At 63.8% G+C, this 18,297-nt stretch carries 17 protein-coding genes; 4 read left to right on the top strand and 13 right to left on the bottom strand.

Annotated features, from left to right (window positions below; all coding sequences use genetic code 11):
- Positions 1-113: 113 nt before the first annotated feature.
- The 7 genes from IVB13_RS21175 to IVB13_RS21145 form a co-directional block, all read right to left on the bottom strand.
- Positions 114-713: a TetR family transcriptional regulator gene (locus IVB13_RS21175; protein WP_085361299.1), complete on the bottom strand. Its 600-nt coding sequence runs from the start codon at positions 711-713 to the stop codon at positions 114-116.
- Positions 714-747: 34 nt separating this feature from the next.
- Positions 748-3,885: an efflux RND transporter permease subunit gene (locus IVB13_RS21170; protein ID WP_247398087.1), complete on the bottom strand. Its 3,138-nt coding sequence runs from the start codon at positions 3,883-3,885 to the stop codon at positions 748-750.
- Positions 3,886-4,064: 179 nt separating this feature from the next.
- Entirely contained in the window at positions 4,065-5,171 is a 1,107-nt protein-coding gene (locus IVB13_RS21165) for an efflux RND transporter periplasmic adaptor subunit (protein ID WP_247475138.1), read from the bottom strand.
- Between the two features lie 218 nt (positions 5,172-5,389).
- Entirely contained in the window at positions 5,390-6,721 is a 1,332-nt protein-coding gene (locus tag IVB13_RS21160) for an MFS transporter (protein ID WP_247475137.1), read from the bottom strand.
- A 146-nt stretch (positions 6,722-6,867) separates the two neighbouring features.
- A complete protein-coding gene (locus tag IVB13_RS21155) occupies positions 6,868-8,031 on the bottom strand; it encodes a crosslink repair DNA glycosylase YcaQ family protein (RefSeq protein ID WP_247475136.1) in 1,164 nt (387 codons plus the stop codon).
- A gap of 108 nt (positions 8,032-8,139) precedes the next feature.
- A complete protein-coding gene (locus tag IVB13_RS21150) occupies positions 8,140-8,388 on the bottom strand; it encodes a hypothetical protein (RefSeq protein ID WP_007595197.1) in 249 nt (82 codons plus the stop codon).
- A 119-nt stretch (positions 8,389-8,507) separates the two neighbouring features.
- Positions 8,508-8,753, bottom strand: coding sequence for a hypothetical protein (locus tag IVB13_RS21145; RefSeq protein ID WP_018455000.1), 246 nt, complete (start codon positions 8,751-8,753; stop codon positions 8,508-8,510).
- Positions 8,754-9,266: 513 nt separating this feature from the next.
- Here IVB13_RS21145 and IVB13_RS21140 point away from each other — a divergent pair.
- Positions 9,267-9,908 (top strand): OmpA family protein, encoded by a 642-nt coding sequence (locus IVB13_RS21140; RefSeq protein ID WP_018455001.1) that lies wholly within the window; start codon positions 9,267-9,269, stop codon positions 9,906-9,908.
- A gap of 57 nt (positions 9,909-9,965) precedes the next feature.
- Here the strand turns inward: IVB13_RS21140 and IVB13_RS21135 are convergent, their stop codons facing one another.
- Positions 9,966-11,396 carry a phospholipid carrier-dependent glycosyltransferase gene (locus IVB13_RS21135; protein WP_085352672.1) on the bottom strand — a complete coding sequence of 477 codons (1,431 nt, stop codon included), beginning with the start codon at positions 11,394-11,396 and terminating at the stop codon, positions 9,966-9,968.
- Between the two features lie 51 nt (positions 11,397-11,447).
- Between IVB13_RS21135 and IVB13_RS21130 the strand changes: the two genes are divergently transcribed.
- Positions 11,448-12,146, top strand: a complete 699-nt coding sequence (locus IVB13_RS21130) for a FecR family protein (RefSeq protein ID WP_346731706.1) — start codon at positions 11,448-11,450, stop codon at positions 12,144-12,146.
- Between the two features lie 2 nt (positions 12,147-12,148).
- Positions 12,149-13,315 carry a hypothetical protein gene (locus tag IVB13_RS21125; protein ID WP_247475134.1) on the top strand — a complete coding sequence of 389 codons (1,167 nt, stop codon included), beginning with the start codon at positions 12,149-12,151 and terminating at the stop codon, positions 13,313-13,315.
- 158 nt (positions 13,316-13,473) lie between these two features.
- Here the strand turns inward: IVB13_RS21125 and IVB13_RS21120 are convergent, their stop codons facing one another.
- The 3 genes from IVB13_RS21120 to IVB13_RS21110 all read right to left on the bottom strand — a co-directional run bounded on the left by IVB13_RS21120 (position 13,474) and on the right by IVB13_RS21110 (position 15,077).
- Positions 13,474-13,962, bottom strand: coding sequence for a VOC family protein (locus IVB13_RS21120; RefSeq protein WP_204513806.1), 489 nt, complete (start codon positions 13,960-13,962; stop codon positions 13,474-13,476).
- A 41-nt stretch (positions 13,963-14,003) separates the two neighbouring features.
- Entirely contained in the window at positions 14,004-14,432 is a 429-nt protein-coding gene (locus tag IVB13_RS21115; RefSeq protein ID WP_204513805.1) for a VOC family protein, read from the bottom strand.
- 132 nt (positions 14,433-14,564) lie between these two features.
- Positions 14,565-15,077, bottom strand: a complete 513-nt coding sequence (locus tag IVB13_RS21110; protein ID WP_247475133.1) for a cupin domain-containing protein — start codon at positions 15,075-15,077, stop codon at positions 14,565-14,567.
- A 127-nt stretch (positions 15,078-15,204) separates the two neighbouring features.
- Between IVB13_RS21110 and IVB13_RS21105 the strand changes: the two genes are divergently transcribed.
- On the top strand, positions 15,205-15,423 hold the full coding sequence (locus IVB13_RS21105) for a CsbD family protein (RefSeq protein ID WP_247475132.1): 219 nt from the start codon (positions 15,205-15,207) through the stop codon (positions 15,421-15,423).
- 57 nt (positions 15,424-15,480) lie between these two features.
- Here the strand turns inward: IVB13_RS21105 and IVB13_RS21100 are convergent, their stop codons facing one another.
- Positions 15,481-15,945 carry an FKBP-type peptidyl-prolyl cis-trans isomerase gene (locus IVB13_RS21100; protein WP_007606926.1) on the bottom strand — a complete coding sequence of 155 codons (465 nt, stop codon included), beginning with the start codon at positions 15,943-15,945 and terminating at the stop codon, positions 15,481-15,483.
- Positions 15,946-16,005: 60 nt separating this feature from the next.
- Positions 16,006-18,297 (bottom strand): xanthine dehydrogenase family protein molybdopterin-binding subunit, encoded by a 2,292-nt coding sequence (locus IVB13_RS21095; protein ID WP_247490316.1) that lies wholly within the window; start codon positions 18,295-18,297, stop codon positions 16,006-16,008.

The raw sequence follows: 18,297 nt of genomic DNA, 5'->3' as shown, positions 1-18,297 counted from the left end.
TCTGGATTGCTTCGCAAAGCTCGCAATGACGGAGTTGTTGATCCGTCCTTGCCCGCCATCAGCCGTGATTCCGTGGCGGTCGGCCTGCTTATAGGAGGAAATCCGCCGCCGCGTCAGTGGCGCGGGGACAATCCCGCGATGACGAAATCGATCATCTGGTCGATGGTCGGGCCCGGCTTGGTAGCGCACTGGGCGATCATCTGGGGGTGGAAAAAGCGCATCATCGCGGTGCAGGCGCACAGCGCAGCCAGTTGCAGGTCCGGCGCCTCGAACTCGCCGGAAGCCACGCCTTGCGCGATCATCTGGCCGATGACCCCGGCAATGCACTCCATGTGGTTGACGCAGACGTCCCAGTCCTCCTGCATCGCGATCTCGACCATCTCGTGCAGCTTATTGTCGCCGACATAGCGCTCGGTGTTCATGCGATTGATGGTGGTGAGCAGCTCACGGAATCGCGGCAGTACCGGACCGGGCCTGGCCACGATCCGCTGCGCTTCCAGCTCGACCTCGCCCATTAGCGAACGGGCCACCGCCTGATGGATCGCCTTCTTCGATTCGAAGAAGCGATAGACGTTGGCGGGGCTCATCTTGAGCTCCTTGGCGATGTCGCCGACCGTGGTCTTGAGATAGCCGATCTGGCGGAACAGCCTCTCGGCCACCTCGAGAATGCGTTCCCGGGTGTCGCCTTCGATATGTTCCGAAACCAGTGTCATCTGTCAGACTCGTCAATCAGCAGTTCATCTTCACTTATTCAGCCGCCTCAGCAAGCGGAATTGCGTTCTGGTCATCGCTCCCATGCTGCGGCGCGGCAGGCTGCTCGGGCGTGCCCGCCTCATCCAGGCTCTTGCGGAACCAGAGGGCGTAGAGGCCCGGCAGGTACAGCAGCGTCAGGAAGGTCGCGACGAACAAGCCACCCATGATGGTGATCGCCATCGGCCCCCAGAACGCCGAGCGCGACAGCGGGATCATGGCGAGGATGGCGGCAAGCGCCGTCAGCACCACCGGACGGGCGCGGCGGACGGTGGCCTCCACGATCGCCTCGCGGCGGGTCAGGCCGTGCGAGACGTCGGTCTCGATCTGATCCACCAAGATGACCGCGTTGCGCATGATCATGCCGGCAAGCGCGATCAGGCCGAGCAGGGCCACGAAGCCGAACGGGGCGTTGGCGATGTTGAGCCCGAAGGAGGCGCCGACAATGCCGAGCGGCGCGGTCAGGAACACCAGGATCAGGCGCGAGAAGCTCTGCAGCTGGAACATCAGCAGCGTCAGCATCACCATGACCATCAGCGGGAAGAGAATGAAGATCGAGGCGTTGCCCTTGGCGGATTCCTCGAACGCGCCGCCCGCCTCGATGCGGTAGGCCGGCTCCAGGTTGTCCTTGATTGCCTTCAGCTTCGGCGCGATCTGGCCGGTGACGTCGGGCGCCTGCACGCCGTCGACGACGTCGGAGCGCACGGTGATCGCCATGTCGCGGTTACGCCGCCACATGATCGGTTCCTCGTGCGCATACTCGATCTTGGCGATCTGCTGCAGCGGCACGGCCACGCCGTTGCGCGAGGTGATGGTGAGATCGCCGACGGCGCCGAGGTCGAGCCGCTCGGACGAGACGGCGCGCGCGACCACGCCGACCTTTTCGATGCCGTCGCGCACGGTCGTCACCTGCGAGCCCGAGATCAGCATCGACAGCGCCTGCGACACGTCCTGCGGGGTCAGGCCCATGGCGCGTGCGCGATCCTGGTCGACGACAAGCTTGAGGTAAGGCGACTGCTCGTTCCAGTCGAGCTGGACGTCCTTGACGCTCTTGTTCTGCCGCATGACGTCGCGGACCTGGTAGGCGATCTCGCGCACCTTGTTGGCGTCGGGGCCGATGACGCGAAACTGCACGGGAAAACCAACCGGGGGACCGAAATTGAAGCGGTCGACGCGCACGCGGGCCTCGTTGAGCGCGCCGTCGGCAACGGCGTTTTCAAGCTTGGCCTTGATGCGCTCGCGCGCCTCGACGCCCTTTGCGACGATGACGATTTCGGCAAAAGCCTCGTTTGGAAGCTGCGGATTGAGGCCGAGCCAGAAGCGCGGCGAGCCCTGTCCGACATAGGCCGTGTAGGTCTCGATGTCCTTGTCGTCCTTGAGCATGGTCTCGGCCTTCTTCACCGCCTTTTCGGTGACGTTGAAGGCGGTGCCCTCGGGCAGGCGAAGCTGGAGGAACAGCTCGGGACGCTCGGACAGCGGGAAGAACTGCTGCTGGACGTGGCCGAAACCGACGATCGAGGCGATGAAGACGCCGACGGTCGCGACCACCACGGTGATGCGGTGGTCGACGCACCACTGCACGATGGCGCGCAGGCCCCGATACATGCGGGTCTCGTAGACCGCGTGCGGATCGTGATTGTGGTGCACCTTGATGTTGGGCAGCAGCATGACGCCGATATAGGGCGTGAAGATCACCGCCACGAACCAGGACGCGACCAGCGCGATCGCCACGATCCAGAAGATGCTGCCGGCATATTCGCCGACCGCGGAATTGGCAAAGCCGATGGGGAGGAAGCCAGCGGCCGTGACCAGCGTTCCCGTGAGCATCGGAAACGCAGTGGATTCCCAGGCAAAGGACGCCGCACGCATGCGGTCCCAGCCCTGCTCCATCTTCACCACCATCATCTCGACGGCGATGATGGCGTCATCCACCAGCAGGCCGAGCGCGATGATCAGCGCACCGAGCGTGATGCGGTGCAGGTCGAGCGACATCGTGTTCATGACGACGAAGACGATGCCGAGCACCAGGGGCACCGACAATGCGACCACGATGCCGGTGCGCCAGCCAAGCGCCAGGAACGACACGAACAGCACGATGACGAGGGCTTCCATGAAAGAGTGTACGAACTCGCCGACCGCGTGCTCGACCACCTTGGGCTGGTCGGCGATCAGTTTGACGTCGACGCCCTGCGGCACCGCCTTCATGAATTCAGCCGTCGCCTTCTCGACCTCCTTGCCGAGATCGAGGATGTTGGCGCCCTTGGCGGTGACGACGCCGATGCCGATCGCGGCCTTGCCTTCCTGCCGCACGACGAAGCTCGGCGGGTCGACATAGCCATGGGTGACGGTGGCGATGTCGCCGAGGCGGAACACGCGACCGTTGCTCTCGACCGGGGTTTCGGCGACGGCCTTGGCGCCGTCGAGCGCACCGGTGACGCGCAGCGGCACGCGCTGCGACGAGGTCTCGACCGTGCCGGCCGGCGTCACGTTGTTCTGCTTGGCGAGCGAATCGAACAGCGCCTGCGGCGTGATGCCGAGCGTGGCGAGCTTGGCATGGCTGAACTCGACGAAGATGCGCTCATCCTGGTTGCCGTAAACGTCGACCTTGGTCACGCCCGGCACCTTCAGAAGGCGCTGACGGAAACCTTCCGAGACCTTCTTGAGCTGGGCGTAGTCGGCGCCGTCGCCCGTCATCATGTAGAGGATGGAATCGACGTCGGAGAACTCGTCGTTGACGACGGGCCCGAGAATCCCTGCGGGCAGCTGGCCCTGCACGTCAGCCAGCTTCTTGCGCAGCAGATAAAAGAGATATGGAACGTCCTTCGGCGGCGTGGAATCGCGGAAGGTGACCTGGAGCGCAGTGAAGCCGGGCTTGGAATAGGTCTGCACCTTCTCGAAGTAAGGCAGCTCCTGGATCTTCTTCTCGATGGGATCGGCGACCTGCGCCTGCATTTCCTGCGCTGTCGCGCCCGGCCACAGCACGGAGACGTTGACCACCTTCACCGTGAAGAACGGATCCTCGGCGCGACCGAGCTTCTGATAGGAGAAGAATCCGGCGACGCCGAGTATGAGCATCAGGAACAGGATCAGCGTCGGATGGCTGACGGCCCAGGCCGAAAGATTGAAGCGCTTCATCGCACTCTCCAAAGATGATCCGGTTGCAAAAAACCACAGCCACCCTGTTGAACGCGTCGTCGCGAGGCAGCGAAGCAATCCAGGGGGCTGGGCAGGTTCTGGATCGCTTCGCCGCTTCAGCCCCAGCATTTGCGCTCGGGCCGAAACTCACCTCACACGACGTAACTCGTAAGCGAGACTTAAAAGGACAGTGACGACACGATCCGCACCCTCTGGCCCGGATCGAGCTTCTGAACACCGAGGGCAACGATCTTGGCACCCTCTTCGACACCACCGGTGATGACGACGTCGTTGCTCTCGTAGGACTTCACCGTCACCGGCTTCAGCGTCACCCCGCCGTTGTCGTCGACGACGTAGAAGGACGGCTTGTCGCCTTCGTTGAACAGCGCCGACAGCGGCAGCCGCGCGACGCGCTCGGTGGCAGCGTCCGACAGAGTCAGCGTCGCCGTCATGCCGAGCGAGACCTTGTCGTCAGCCTCGGGGAGGGAGAATTTTGCGAGATAGGTGCGCGTGGCGGGATCTGCGGTGGGCGCGATCTCGCGCAGCTTGGCCGTATATTTCTTGCCCGGCTCCGACCAAAGAGTGACGCTGGCGGCGCCCGATTTGGCACGTCCAACCAGCGTCTCAGGGATCGCGACGACCGCTTCCTTTTCGGCAAAGCGGGCGACACGGATCGAGGTCTGGCCTGCGGCAACCACCTGGCCGGGCTCGATCAGTGTTGCGGTGACGACGCCACGGGCGTCGGCGTTGAGCGTCGCGTAGGAAAGGGAATTCTTGGTCAATTCGACCGAGCGCTCGGCCCGGTTCAGACGGGCACGGGCCTCGTCGGCGGCGGCGCGGCTCGAATCCAGCTGCGCGTCGGTCGTCCAGCCCTTGGCCCTCAAATCCTTGGCGCGCTGCTCGGCGGCGGCGGCCTGGGCCAGCACGCCGGTCGCAGCGGTCTGCTCGGCGACGGCTTGCTCGGCCTGGAGCTTCAGATCGACCTCATCGAGGACCGCGAGCGGCTGACCGATCTCGACGGTCTGGCCAACTTCGACCAGACGCTTGGCGACCTTGCCCGCGACCCGAAAGCCCAGATCGCTCTCGATCCGCGGCCTGATGGTGCCGACGAAGCTGCGCTCGGGCTTTTCGGCATCGTAGTGGGCGGTGGCGACCAGGACCGGCCGCGGCGGGTCGGCGTTTTCAGCGACGGTGTCATTGCACCCAGCGAGGGCGGCAGCCATCAGCGCCAGCGAAACACCGGCCAAGAGCCTCGAATAGCTGGATAAAACGGATCGGACGAACATCAGAGGACACTCCCTCGGCTGCAATGAGAGGAATGTCGACTAATCACTGATGAAAGTCAATAATCGTCAGTCATCAGGAAAGCGTGATCGTTAAGAGGTGGTAACCTCCCCGCTGCCCTTGGCGGAAAGCCCGGACTGTTGGAAGAGAGCTCGCGCCGCGGCCCCAGAGGGACCGCGCGGAAATGGGCCCTGGCTTTCGCCAGGGCGACATTTCGAGGCTACCGCCCCTGTTCGGCGAACTCGTGCTTGCTGTCGTGGCCACCGATGAAGACCAGGATGCCGGCGATCAGCGGCAGCACCGCGAGCACGAGCAGTCCGGTCGAGGTCTGCCCGGTGGCTTCCTTGACCCAGCCGATCAGATACGGTCCGCCGAACCCGGCGAGATTGCCGATCGAGTTGATCAGAGCGATGGCGCCGGCCGCCGCCGTGCCGGAGAGCCAGGCCGTCGGCAGGGTCCAGAACACGCCGAAGCAGCAGAACACGCCGATCGCGGCAACCGTCAGCACGATCATCGTCAGGGTGGGGTCGGTGAGATAGCTGGAGACGCCGAGAGCGACGGCGGTGAGCAGCAACGGCGCGCCGACATGCATCACGCGCTCGCGCGTGGCATCGGAATGCCGCGCCCACAGGATCATTGCGATGGTGCCGAACAGATACGGAATCGCGGTGACGAAGCCGGTCTGGGCGTTGGTGAGGCCGAACGCCTTGACGATCTGCGGCAGCCAGAACTGCATGCCATAGAGCGCGCCGACGAAGCCGAAATAGACCAGGCTCAGCATGATCACCTTAGGTGAGGTCAGCGCCTCGCCGAGCGACATATGCTTCACCGCCTGCTTGGCCGCGATCTCGGCATCGAGCTTGGTCTTGAGCCAGGCCTTCTGCTCGGCCGAGAGCCAATCCGCCTTCTCTGGCCTGTCGGTGAGATAGAACCAGGTGACGATGCCGAGCAGCACGGAGGGAATGCCCTCAATGATGAACAGCCACTGCCAGCCCTTCAGGCCCATGGCCCCGTCGAGGCCGAGCAGCAGGCCAGAGACCGGCGCGCCGATCACGGTGGAGACCGGAACGGCGATGGCGAAGGCCGCGAGGAAGCGGGCGCGATATTCGGCCGGATACCAATAAGTGAGATAGAGGATGATGCCGGGGAAGAAGCCGGCTTCGGCGACGCCGAGCAGGAAGCGCAGCACGTAGAAGCTCGTGACCCCGCTCGTGAGCGCCATCAGCGCCGAGATGATGCCCCAGGTCACCATGATGCGGGCGATCCAGCGGCTGGCGCCGAACTTCTCCAGCGCCAGATTGCTCGGCACCTCGAAGATGAAATAGCCGATGAAGAAGATGCCGGCGCCCCAAGAGAAGATCAGCGGCGTGAATTTCAGCTCGGCATTCATGGTCAGCGCGGCGAAGCCGAGATTGACGCGGTCGAGATAGGAGAAGAAATAGGCCAGCACCAGGAACGGGATCAGGCGCCAGGAGATGGCGCGGATCGTCGAGGTCTCGATTTTCGACTTGGCTGCGCCGGTCGAACCGGCATAGGTCGTGGTCTGGCTCATGGCTTCCCGCCGGGTTGTTGCTTTTATGGGCTGATCCGGGGTTTTGAGCATCGCCGCGAAAGAGTCAATGGAGCAAGCAATGCAAGGGGCGCAGCCGGCCACCACGTTGCGCTACGACTGAGCTCGGTGATCCGCGCCGCGCACAACTACTCTGCCAATTGAAACTTCGCAAAGCGATCGAGCTCCTCCTCAATCTTCCGTTTGAGCTCCTTGCGCCCCGCGGTCTTCTTCCCCTCGCCGACCCAGGTCCATTTCTGCATCAGCAGCTTCTTCGCCTGCCGGTCGGTCTTCAGATCGAGCGCGGCGACGATCTCGTCGCCGACCAGCACGGGCAGCGCGAAATAGCCGAGCTTGCGTTTGGCCTTCGGCACATAGGCCTCGAACAAATGGTTGTAACCGAAAATGAGATTGGTGCGCTTGCGCTGGATGATCAGCGGATCGAACGGCGACAGGATATGGACCAGATCCGGCGGCGCGCACTCGCCCGGCTCGAGCGCAGCCGGCACTGCCCAGTGCTCCTGCTTGCCGGCACCGTCGATGGCGACAGGCACGAGCTCGCCACGGCGGACGCGCGAGCCGATCAGGGCAGCCACCGCCGGCTTGCGCGGCGCGTTGAGATGGCAGACCGAATCGAGGCTCACGACACCTTGCGATCGCAGCGCGCGATCGAGCAGATAGACCGTGATGTCCTTTGCCGACGCCGGCTTCGGCAGCTTGTCCCAGCCGAAATGGCGCGTCATCAGCTCATAAGTCTTGAGCATGCCCTGGCGCTCGCTGACGGTCACGGCACCCATGTAGAAGGCGAGCTGCAATGCCCGCTTCGAGGGTTTTCGGCTTTGCCAGAGATGCTCCTTCTCGGTGAGCACGTCGTCCTCGATGTCGCGGATCGTCAGCGGGCCGGCGCGCACCAGCCGCATCACCTTGCGCATGTCGGCAGGTTTCACCGAGGCGAACCATTTGTGCCCCTCGCGGCGGTGCTCGCGCATCGCCGGCAGGAAGAAGCGGAAGTCGCCGGCCGGCACGTAAGACAGCGCATGCGTCCAATATTCAAAGACGCTCTTGTCGACGCTCTGGGCATGGCGCAGGTCGGCGCGCCGGTAGGACGGGATCCGGCTGAACAGGATGTGATGATGGCAGCGCTCGATCACGTTGATGGTGTCGATCTGCACATAGCCGAGATGGGCAACCGCGTCGGAGACGGCTTGCGCGCCGTCACCGAACGGCGCGCGCTCGTCCAGCCGCTGGGCATGAAGCCAGATTTGCCGGGCCTGTGTCGTGGTGAGTGGAATCGGTTTGGGCGCGCGGGACATTGCGGAATGCAGTGTAGCGGGATTCGCATCCAGCCAAGAAGCCGATCCAGGAGCGGACAAGGAAAAACCGCGCCGCCATCTGCTGACAGCGCGGTCGGAAGGCGCTTGCTACTTCATCGACATGGCCTTCTGCGCCTTCATGTAATGCATGCAGGCGCTTTTCATCTTGCCGTTGCTCATGTCGGTGTTGGCCATGGCCATTTCCTTGTTCATGGCCGTCTTGGCCGGCGTATCCGCCGTGCCGCCCATCATGGCGGCGGACTTCATCATATTGTCGCTGGTGCACGCCATCATCGCGGCAGATGCAGGGGAAACGGCGAACGCGACCAAAGCTGCAGCTGTGAGCAAGATTTTCATCGAAAAGTCTCCTCCGTAAAACGAAACCGGCGTCATGTCGGCCTTCGCAATACGTATTCTCCCGCGAAGACGTTTCGTGGAGAAGACAATTTCTTGCTGCGGTGCGAAGACGGTAGGACTCAGCGGCCGGCTTTCGGGGCTTTGGACCGGTCGCCGACGCTGCCTGTTGCGACATCGGGTTCGCACGAGGCCTTGCCGCGCTCCTCCGCCTGGCAGCGATAGACGTTGCCGGTGAGACGATCGACCAGCCACATGTTCTCGTCGGTCGGCGCTTGAAGCCCGACATAGCGGGAGGTCAGCCCCGTGATTAGTGTCGACAGCAAGATCGCCACCGCGATCATCGCCGCCCCGATATAGATGGGCATGGAGCTCAGGGACACGGTCCGATCCGGCGGGCCATTGCGATAAAACTGGTAATCACTTGGCCTCGGCACTGGGTGGAACTCAGCTCCCTTCGTTTGCGCTTGTTGGAGGCTGTGCCCTGCTAGGCGTCCATCTGGCCGAAAAATTGTTCACAGACAGGCCAACACGCGACGGCTTTGCGACAATCGGTGAGCATGGGTTTCCTTGAGTGAACCGGCCCCCGCCGCCCGAGCGGCACCTCGGCGCGGCGGTCCTCAGTGATGCGGATCACGACAGGACTGCGACGGCTCGAACCATCGCCGGAGAGGTGTGCGACCACTTCTCTTCCCGCGCTGGCGCCCCTCCTCGGAGCGGACCGCGGGTCGGCTCTCTATGAACCGAAACCGCTTGAAATACGCTGCCGTGGTCCAGGACGGCCCCGTTTCCACCGTGACCAAGATCACACCAGGGCTTTTGAACCTGCCCTATGCTCGCAGCATCAAATAGCCATCAGGCGTCACAACGAGGATACGACAATGACCCGTTTCAATAATTCTTTTGCACTGAAGGCGGTGACCCTCTCGGCAATTCTGTCGATGACAGCCGGCTTGGCTATGGCCGGCGACGGCAATGTCTCTACCAACCAGATCCTGGATGCACTGAAGCCGAAGCCCGTGACCCGGGGTCTGTCCGCAGGTCCGCAGGTTGATCCGGCGGTCCAGGCCAAGGAATCGACGTTCCTGAACACCGTGCGCAACCGCTCGACGCGGTCGCTGTCGACGGGCGAGCGCGAGCAGATTGCCGAGCTCGCCGCGACCAAGCCGAAGATCGATCTGGAGATCCAGTTCGACTACAACTCGGCCGACATCGCCAAGACGTCGGTGCCGTCGGTACAGGCGCTCGGCAAGGCGCTGTCCGATCCCTCGTTGAAGGGCTCGACCTTCGTGGTCGCCGGCCACACCGATGCGGTCGGCACCGAGGCCTACAATCAGGGGCTCTCCGAGCGGCGGGCCGACACCATCAAGAAATACCTGGTGCTGAACTACGGTCTCACCGGCACCGATCTCGTCACCGTCGGCTACGGCAAGACCAAGCTGAAGGACGCCGCCAACGGCGCCGACCCGATCAACCGCCGCGTCCAGGTCGTGAACATGGACACCAAGACCGCGTCGAAGTGATTCCGAAATTGTCGCCCATCAAGACGCCGCCTGCCGTTCTCCCGGCGGGCGGCGATTTCATATCCAGCTTTGGAAGAGCATCAGCCGATTGAAGGTCTGCATCGATGTGCCGACGAAGGCCGCCGAGATCGGCAGCATGGCGGCAAAGCCGATCGCGACGACCCCGACATAGGCCCACAACAGCCAGCCCGGTAGACCGTCCCGCCGCAGCACGTAGACCAGCGCGAGCGACGCCACGGTCGCAGCCGGCAGATAGTAATAGATGAAGGCGAGCGTACGCGGCAGCAACGCCCAGGCGAGCCAGGACCCGAAATAGAAGACCGCGATCAGGAACGCATCCCGGCGACGCGCGACGACGAAATCGCGCAGCACGACGGCGAGCGCGAGCAGCGTCGGCCACAGCACCAGGGGGTTACCGAGAAAGACGATCGCGGAGACATTGTCGTCCACGGTCTTGTCGAACAGGAACCACACCGGGCGCGCGAGCAGCGGCCATGACGGCCAGGCGCTCATATAAGTGTGGCCGGCGATGGCAGTGGTGGTGTTGTCCGCGAAGATCCGGCGCTGCGCCTCGACCAGATCCGGCAGCGACACGCCGTAGAGTGGGACGAAGGCCGCAAGATATGTCATCGCGGGCAGGACAGTGAAGCAGAGCACGACGTGATGTAATCTGAAGTCGGGCCAGAGATCAGGCCGGTACCAATCCCCCGGCTTCGCGTCGGCAAACAGGGTGTGCCAGCCCTGCATCAGGCGGATCACCGCGACGATGACGATGCAGATTCCGAGCGGAAACAGGCCGCTCCATTTGCAGGCGGCCGCACAGCCGAACAGGCTGCCGGCAGCCGCGAATAATGCATGGGGACGATCCTTTCGAAAGCCATGCATGAAGGCGGCAATCGCGAGCAGGCCGAAGCCGAGTGCAAAAATGTCGAGCATCGCGACGCGCGCCTGCACGTACAGCATCTGGTTGCAGGCGGCGATCAGCGCGGCGGCGATCGCAGGCCCTTGCGCGGCGAACAGCGCGAGGCCGCACAGATAGATCGCGACGATCGCGAGCGCGCCGAACAATGTCGCGGGATAGCGCCAGCCCAGCGCGCTGTCGCCAAAGGCCGCGATCGATAGCGCGATCAGCTCTTTCGCCAAAGGTGGATGCATCGGATTGAGCATCGATTGCGACACCGCTGGTGCCAGCATCTGCCGCGCCGCCGGCACGTAGTGCACTTCGTCGAAGACGAACTTCTCCGGCGTCGTCAGGCCAATCAGCAGGGCAAGATGCGCGACCAGGAAAATCGCGACAGCAATCACTGCGCTCCGCGACACCTTCGGAACCGCAGGCAAGTCAAGTCGCGTTTGTGGGGATGTCTTGCGTGGCAATTTTGCGTCACCGCGGAGAATAATAGAGATCGCGGTTTTCATTGAACGCATTCTGCCGCAACTGTCACTAAGCATAACGCAGGTCTCGCGCTGCTTGTGATAATTCCGCCACATCGCAAGCGCGCGTGATCCGGTACGATCAGGGACACATCGATCGGTTGCGAAATGAATTTGCGTTTCTGGCTTTTCTCCACGCTGTTGTCGACCCTCTTGTGCGCGGCCCCTTGCGCCCAAGCCCAGACGCGCGTCGGTGAAGCCGTCTTGATCCAGAATGAAGTCGTTCGCGTGGCCTCGACCACGACGCCGATCAGCGTCGGCGACAGCATGCTGCGGGACGAGACCGTGCGCACCGGCGCCGGCAGCGCGGCTCGCTTCGTGATGGCCGACAGCACCAATCTGTCGCTCGGCCCGAGCGCGACGCTCAAGCTCGACCGCACCGTCTTCAACGACGAGCACAGCTATCGCGACGTCGCGATCCGCATGACGACGGGCGCATTCCGTTTCGTCACGGGACATTCCGAGAAGACCGCCTACAAGATCACGACCCCGCTCGCGACCATCGGCGTGCGCGGTACCACACTCGATATCCTGTCCCAGCGCGGCCGCTCGGTCGTCGTGCTGCAGGACGGTGCCGCCAGCGTCTGCACGACGAGCCAGCAATGCGTGCAGCTCACCCAGCCCGGCGACACCGCAATCATCACCTCGACCGGCGGCAAGATCTCCATCAGTAAGACCAATACGCCGCCCTGGACCTTTGCCGCGACCTGCGCCGCGAGCGCGGGACTGTGCGCGGTCAGCCAATATGCGGACGCGTCGCCGACCATCACGCCCGCCCAAGACGACGGCATGCTGTGCGGGCGCTAACGATGGAAGTATTCAACGTCAGGCGCTTCATGCTCGCGAGCGTGCTGACCGTCGTGGCTGCGTTTGCGTTGATCGCGGTCGAGGCCCGTCCGGCGGCAGCCGCCACGATTTGCGAGTCCGAGTGCGGAGGGCCGACGCCCACCCCGGCGCCGAGCTATTCACCCTCGCCGACGCCGACCTACAGCCCCTCGCCATCGCCGAGCCCTTATCCGTCCTCCACGCCGAGCCCGACGCCGACGCCGACACCGAGCCCAACGCCGACGCCGAGGCCGACCGGCGCGGATTCCAGCGGCGGCTCGATCGGCGGCCTCGCCAACCAGCGCTTCAACCAGATGATCACCAACCGGGTGCTTGGCACGGTGCTGCTCGGCGTCAACGAGCAGATCAATTGCAACAACTGCGTCAGCGCGTTCGGCTCCGCAGGCTCGTTTTCAGCGGGCATCCACGGCCGCAAGGAGCTGACCAACAATCTGTCGCTGCTCGCCGGCATCGCCTACACGCAGTACAGCGAGGGCGGCTACAACATCACAAGCGCTCCCATCGCCGCGTTCGCGCTGCGCTATGATTTCACCGACTGGGGCTCGTCGCGCCCGTTCTTCGACGTCGGCACGATCCTGACGCCGTGGGAGAAGGCGCGCTACACCCGCAGCTACAACACCAGCCTCGGCCCGGTGAACGTCACGGGTTCGACCAACGCCGCGAACTACGCCGTTTATGGCCGCGCCGGCTGGATGAGCCGCGTGTCGCCCCGCGACGAGGTCGCCGCCTCGATCGAGGTCTGGCAGCTCTGGCAGCGCGTCTCGGGCTATACCGACAGCGCAGTGGCGTTCAATCCGTTCGACGCCAGCATCGCGACCGGCACCGACCGCACCAGCCTGGTCAAGATCGGCGGCCAGTGGACGCATCTCTTTGGCAGCAATATCGAGGCCAACATCAACGGTGGCTGGGTGCAGTCATTCGCTGGCCATAGCGGCATCGTCGCGACCGTGACCGGCGACGGCATGGTGGTGCCGACCATGGGCAACCAAGGCTGGTTCGAATATGGCGGCCGGCTCGGCTTCCGGGTGCAGAAGGGCTGGATCGTCGACCTGTTCGCCAATGGCACGCTCGGCCCGCAGCCGGTGGGTAACACCATCCATGGCGGCGTGGGGCTGCGGATCAATTATTAGCGGCGGGCCTTCGCCTCAGATTCCGCTGTCATGCCCCGGCTCGACCGGGGCATCCAGTACGCCGCGGCCGATCGATTGACCAATGACCGTCTCGGCGTACTGGATCGCGCGGTCGAAGCCGTGCGATGACAGTGAGTGTGTGGTGCGAGCTCACCGGCTCACGCCGCCGACTTGCCTTCGAACGCGCGGCGCAAGGTTTCCACGTCCAGCTTGACCATCTTCATCATGGCCTGCATCGCGCGTGCGGCAGCCGCCTTGTCGGGGCTCGAGAGGAATTCGAACATAACCTTCGGCACGACCTGCCAGGCCACGCCCCAGCGATCCCTGAGCCAGCCGCACTGCTCTTCCTTGCCGCCATGGGCCAGGAACGCATTCCAGACGCTGTCGACCTGGGCCTGATCGTCGCAATGGATCATCAGCGAGATCGCGTGGGTGTATTCCATTTTCATGCCGCCGTTGAGGGCGACGAGGGGCTGTCCCGCCACCGAGAATTCGACGACGAGCACGGAGCCTTCCTTGCCGGACGGGCCATCTGAAACGTTGCGCTGAACATGCGTGATCGCCGAATTCGGCACGAGCGAGACGTAGAACTTCGCGGCTTCCTCGGCATCGCCGTTGAACCACATGCAGGGAACGACCTTGGACATCGTGAATGCTCCTCTTCAGTTGTGATGTTCGCGCGCTCAGATCAGGCGTTCGCCATGTCGGACTGCGCCGCGAAGGCTGCCATGTCCATCCAGTTCACGCCCCACATGTGGCCGTCTGGATCCTCGAAGCTGCGGCCGTACATGAAGCTGTATTCGTCCTTCGGGCTGGGATCGGCCACCCCGCCTGCAGCCGCGGCCCTGCCGACGATATCGTCGACCTCGGTCCGGCTATCGGCGGACAGGCAGAACAGCGCCTGGTTTGAGGTCTTTGCATCCGAGATCGGCTTCGGCGTGAACTGCCGGAATTTCTCGTGGGTCGTCAGCATCGCGTAGATGGTCTCGGAAAAGACCATGCAACTCGCTGTTTCGTCGCTGAATTGCGGATTCCTGGTCGCACCGACCGCCTCGTAAAAGGCCGTGGCGCGCTTGAGGTCGGTCACGGGCAGATTGAGGAAAATCATCCTGGGCATCGGAGCTCCTTGGGCGGGGTTCTGCCCCAAGGACGGACGGCCAAGCGGCGATCCGACACGGCTTCCGGATCTTTTTTGGACCCTTGCCTGCGAGGTTCTGTCGCACAGAACCCGCTGGCTTTCAGGTGCTCCTCACTTCTTCTCGTTGGGATCTCGGTGAATGGGATCGACCCACAGCACGGTCTCGGGCTTCTCGACCGGCTCGATGTCGAGGTTGATCGCGACCGCCTCGCCGTCGCTGCGCACCAGCACGCATTCCAGCACCTCGTCCGGGCTGGCGTTGATCTCCTGATGCGGCACGTAGGGCGGGACGAAAATGAAGTCGCCGGGGCCTGCCTCCGCGGTGAATTGCAGGCTCTCGCCCCAGCGCATCCGCGCCTTGCCCTTCACCACATAGATCACGCTTTCGAGATGGCCATGGTGATGCGCGCCCGTCTTGGCGTCGGGCTTGATGCTGACCGTGCCCGCCCACAACTTCTGCGCACCGACGCGCGCGAAATTGATCGCGGCCGCGCGGTCCATGCCCGCCGTCGACGGCACGTTGGTATCGAGCTGGTTGCCGGGGATGACGCGCACGCCGTCATGTTTCCAGCGATCATCGTGATCGGGGTCATGGTGGGAATGCGAATGGTCATGGCCGGTCATAAGACTTGCTTTCTATTGGTTCCGTGTGCGGCAAACTAACCCAAAGCCGCGACATCGAGCCATAACAAAAACGGAACCCTCATAGCCGTTGGACGTTGTCCCAGAGAGCAAACCGCAGGAGAGTTTCATGGGTAGCACGACCGACAAGATCAAGGGCACCGCAAACGAGGCAATGGGCAAGGCCAAGCAGGGCATCGGTGAAGCCACCGGGTCCGAGCGCATGAAGGGCGAAGGTGCGGTTCAGGAAGTGAAGGGTAAGGGCCAGCAAGCGATGGGCGATGCCAAGGACGCCGCGAAGGACGCGGTCGATCGCGCCGCGGCTGCTGCGAAGCGCGCGACGGAATAACGGCGTCGCACTGAAAGCGAAAAGACCCGCCGAGAGGCCGGTCTTTTTGTTTGCGGGCTACTTCACGCCGAGCAATTCCACGTCGAACATCAGCGTCGCGTTCGGCGGGATCACGCCGCCTGCGCCGCGGGCGCCATAGCCGAGCTGCGGTGGAATGATCAGCGTGCGCTTGCCGCCGACCTTCATGGAGGCAACACCCTCGTCCCAGCCGGCGATGACCCGGCCCTTGCCGATCGGGAATTCGAACGGCTCGTTGCGGTCAACCGACGAGTCGAATTTCTTGCCCTTCTGGCCGTTCTCGTAGAGCCAGCCGGTGTAGTGCATCACGCAGATCTGGCCGGGCTTGGGCGAAGCACCGGTACCGGCGACGCTGTCGGTGATCTGCAAACCTGAAGCTGTGGTCATGGTCTTCCCTGCGGTCTGGGCCGAGGCCGTGGTGGAAACGAAATCGGACACGCCGGCGATCACGGTGATCGCGAGTGCCGACATGATGGCGAGGAGCACGCGCTGTAAACGCTGCATAAGAGACCTTCCGTTTGAGGCGCAAGGTGTCTAGCGCAACGCTGACGCCGTTTCCACCCCTCACATCTCGATATTTTCGAGCCGCACGGGCAGCTTGCGGATGCGCTGGCCCGTGGCGTGATAGATCGCATTGCAGATCGCCGCATTGGTGCCGACATTGGCGAGCTCGCCAAGGCCTTTCACGCCGGCCGGGTTGATACGGTCGTCCTGCTCGGAGAGCAGGATCACTTCGACACCGGGCACGTCGGCATTCACGGGCACGAGATAGTCGGCGAGATTATCGTTGACGTAGCGTGCATTGCGCTCGTCGATCTCGGTGGCCTCCAGCAGCGCCGAGGACATGCCCCAGATCAGGCCGCCCATGAGCTGGCTGCGCGCCGTGCGCGGATTCATGATGCGGCCCGCCGCAAACGCTCCCACCAGCCGGGGGCAGCGGATTTCATGGGTAAAGCGGTTGACGCGGACCTCGACGAACTCAGCACCGAAGGCATAGGCGATCTTGTCTTTCATCTGATGGCCACCGACGAGTCGCGCGTGCCCGCTGTGCATGGCCGTGAAGGAATCCAGCGGCGCGCCTTCGGCCTTCCACTCGCCGTATTCCTCGACGATGCCGACGCCGAGCGCGTCGAAGGCCTTCTCGAGATCGAGTGGACGATCGCTCTGCGCCGCCTGCGTGCTCGGCGCCTGGCTGATGCCGACAGTCTCCTTGGCCTTGTCAGCGAGGCTGTCGCTCGGCATCACGGCCTTGAACAGCCTTTGGCGAATGCGGTCGCACACCATCATCACCGCCGAGCAGGTGCTGGCAGTCGAGTTCGAACCGCCGGCAACGGGCGCCGGCGGCAGATCGCTGTCACCCAGGAAGACCGCGACCTTCTCCAAGGGCACGCCGAGCCGCTCGGCCGCGGTCTGGGCGATGACGGTATACGCACCGGTGCCGATCTCGTGACCGGCGATCTCGACCCGGGTACGGCCGTCGCGCTGGAGGCGGACGCGCGCGGCAGACGGCGCCATCTGCGTCGGATAGCAGGTGGCAGCACAGCCATAGCCGACCAGCCAGTCGCCGTCCGACATCGATTTCGGCTGCGGCGAGCGCTGCGACCAGCCGAACGCCTTCGCGGCCTCGTCGAAGCACGCCATCAAGGACCGCGATGTATAGGGCTTGCCGCCGATCGGCTCGACGGTGGTGTCGTTGATGCGGCGGAGCTCGACGGGGTCCATGTTCAGCTTCACAGCGAGCTCGTCCATCGCGCTCTCCAGCGCGAAGAGATACGGCACCTCCGGCGGCGAGCGCATGAAGCCGGGCGTATTGCGGTCGGCGCGCACGATCGACACCAGACTTGCGACGTTCGGGCAGGCATAGAGCCGCGTCGTCGTCTTGGTGCCGCCGACGCAATAGGCATCCGGACGCGACGAAACCTCCGCGCCGTCGTGCCTCAAAGCCACCAGCTTGCCGTCCCGACCCGCACCAAGCCTGATCTCATGGCGCGTCTCGGCGCGGTAGGTGGCGATGGTGAAACCCTGGTCGCGGGTTGGCACCAGCTTGATCGGCCGGTTCAGGCGTTTGGCAATGCCGGCGATGATGGCAGTGCGGGACGTCATCGAACCGCGCGAACCAAAGCCGCCGCCGACATAGGGATTGACGACACGGACCTTGTCGGCGTCGATACCGAGCTGCTCGGCGACGCCGTTCTTCAGGCCGTAGACGTACTGGCTGCCCTCGTAGACGACGAGCTCGTCGCCCATCCAGGCGCAGCTCGTCGTAAACAGCTCCATCGGATTGTGGTGCTGGGTCGGCGTTTCATAAGAGGCGGTGAGCTTGACCTCGGCCGCGTCGAACGCCTTGGCGAAATCGCCGACCTCCGGGTCTTCCCTGAACTGTGCGTTCTGTCCCTTTGCCGCTGCCGTGGTGGTCCCCGGCGAGTCGAAGCTCGCACTCGGCGCTACGGCCGTGTAGCTGACCTTGACGCGATTGGCGGCCTCGCGCGCCCCCTCGTAACTCTCGGCGATGACGACGGCGATGATCTGGCCGTCATGGGCGATGTCAGCCGATTTCAGCGGCTGGATCGTGGTGCCGGCATAGCCGCCATTGCTGAACAGTTTCGATTCCTTCAGCTTCGGAGCGTTCTCATGCGTGACGATGTCGATCACGCCGCGGACCCGCCTGGCATCGTCGAGATCGAAACTGTCGATGCGGCCCTTGGCGATGGCGCTGGTGACCAGGAATGCGTAGGCAGGATTGTCGAGCGGCATGTCGGACGCATATGTCGCCCGGCCCGTGACCTTTGCGGCCGCATCATAGCGCGGCACGGGCTTGCCCATGTTCGCTTTCGGCTCGGGAGCTGCAGCGGTCAT

It is taken from the genome of Bradyrhizobium sp. 17, from assembly GCF_023073515.1.
Lineage (GTDB): Bacteria > Pseudomonadota > Alphaproteobacteria > Rhizobiales > Xanthobacteraceae > Bradyrhizobium > Bradyrhizobium canariense_D.
The sequence above is the reverse complement of the archived record's forward strand: the minus strand, read 5'-3'. Positions and strand labels throughout refer to the sequence as shown.

Coding starts and splice junctions, on each gene's coding strand:
- IVB13_RS21170 (WP_247398087.1), bottom strand. CDS start 3,885: ATGAAGCGCTTCAATCTTTCGGCCTGGGCCGTCAGCCATCCGACGCTG.
- IVB13_RS21175 (WP_085361299.1), bottom strand. CDS start 713: ATGACACTGGTTTCGGAACATATCGAAGGCGACACCCGGGAACGCATT.
- IVB13_RS21155 (WP_247475136.1), bottom strand. CDS start 8,031: ATGTCCCGCGCGCCCAAACCGATTCCACTCACCACGACACAGGCCCGG.
- IVB13_RS21140 (WP_018455001.1), top strand. CDS start 9,267: ATGACCCGTTTCAATAATTCTTTTGCACTGAAGGCGGTGACCCTCTCG.
- IVB13_RS21095 (WP_247490316.1), bottom strand. CDS start 18,297: ATGACCGCTGCAGCTCCCGAGCCGAAAGCGAACATGGGCAAGCCCGTG.
- IVB13_RS21125 (WP_247475134.1), top strand. CDS start 12,149: ATGGAAGTATTCAACGTCAGGCGCTTCATGCTCGCGAGCGTGCTGACC.
- IVB13_RS21105 (WP_247475132.1), top strand. CDS start 15,205: ATGGGTAGCACGACCGACAAGATCAAGGGCACCGCAAACGAGGCAATG.
- IVB13_RS21110 (WP_247475133.1), bottom strand. CDS start 15,077: ATGACCGGCCATGACCATTCGCATTCCCACCATGACCCCGATCACGAT.
- IVB13_RS21165 (WP_247475138.1), bottom strand. CDS start 5,171: ATGTTCGTCCGATCCGTTTTATCCAGCTATTCGAGGCTCTTGGCCGGT.
- IVB13_RS21130 (WP_346731706.1), top strand. CDS start 11,448: ATGAATTTGCGTTTCTGGCTTTTCTCCACGCTGTTGTCGACCCTCTTG.
- IVB13_RS21135 (WP_085352672.1), bottom strand. CDS start 11,396: ATGTGGCGGAATTATCACAAGCAGCGCGAGACCTGCGTTATGCTTAGT.
- IVB13_RS21100 (WP_007606926.1), bottom strand. CDS start 15,945: ATGCAGCGTTTACAGCGCGTGCTCCTCGCCATCATGTCGGCACTCGCG.
- IVB13_RS21150 (WP_007595197.1), bottom strand. CDS start 8,388: ATGAAAATCTTGCTCACAGCTGCAGCTTTGGTCGCGTTCGCCGTTTCC.
- IVB13_RS21145 (WP_018455000.1), bottom strand. CDS start 8,753: ATGCCCATCTATATCGGGGCGGCGATGATCGCGGTGGCGATCTTGCTG.
- IVB13_RS21115 (WP_204513805.1), bottom strand. CDS start 14,432: ATGCCCAGGATGATTTTCCTCAATCTGCCCGTGACCGACCTCAAGCGC.
- IVB13_RS21120 (WP_204513806.1), bottom strand. CDS start 13,962: ATGTCCAAGGTCGTTCCCTGCATGTGGTTCAACGGCGATGCCGAGGAA.
- IVB13_RS21160 (WP_247475137.1), bottom strand. CDS start 6,721: ATGAGCCAGACCACGACCTATGCCGGTTCGACCGGCGCAGCCAAGTCG.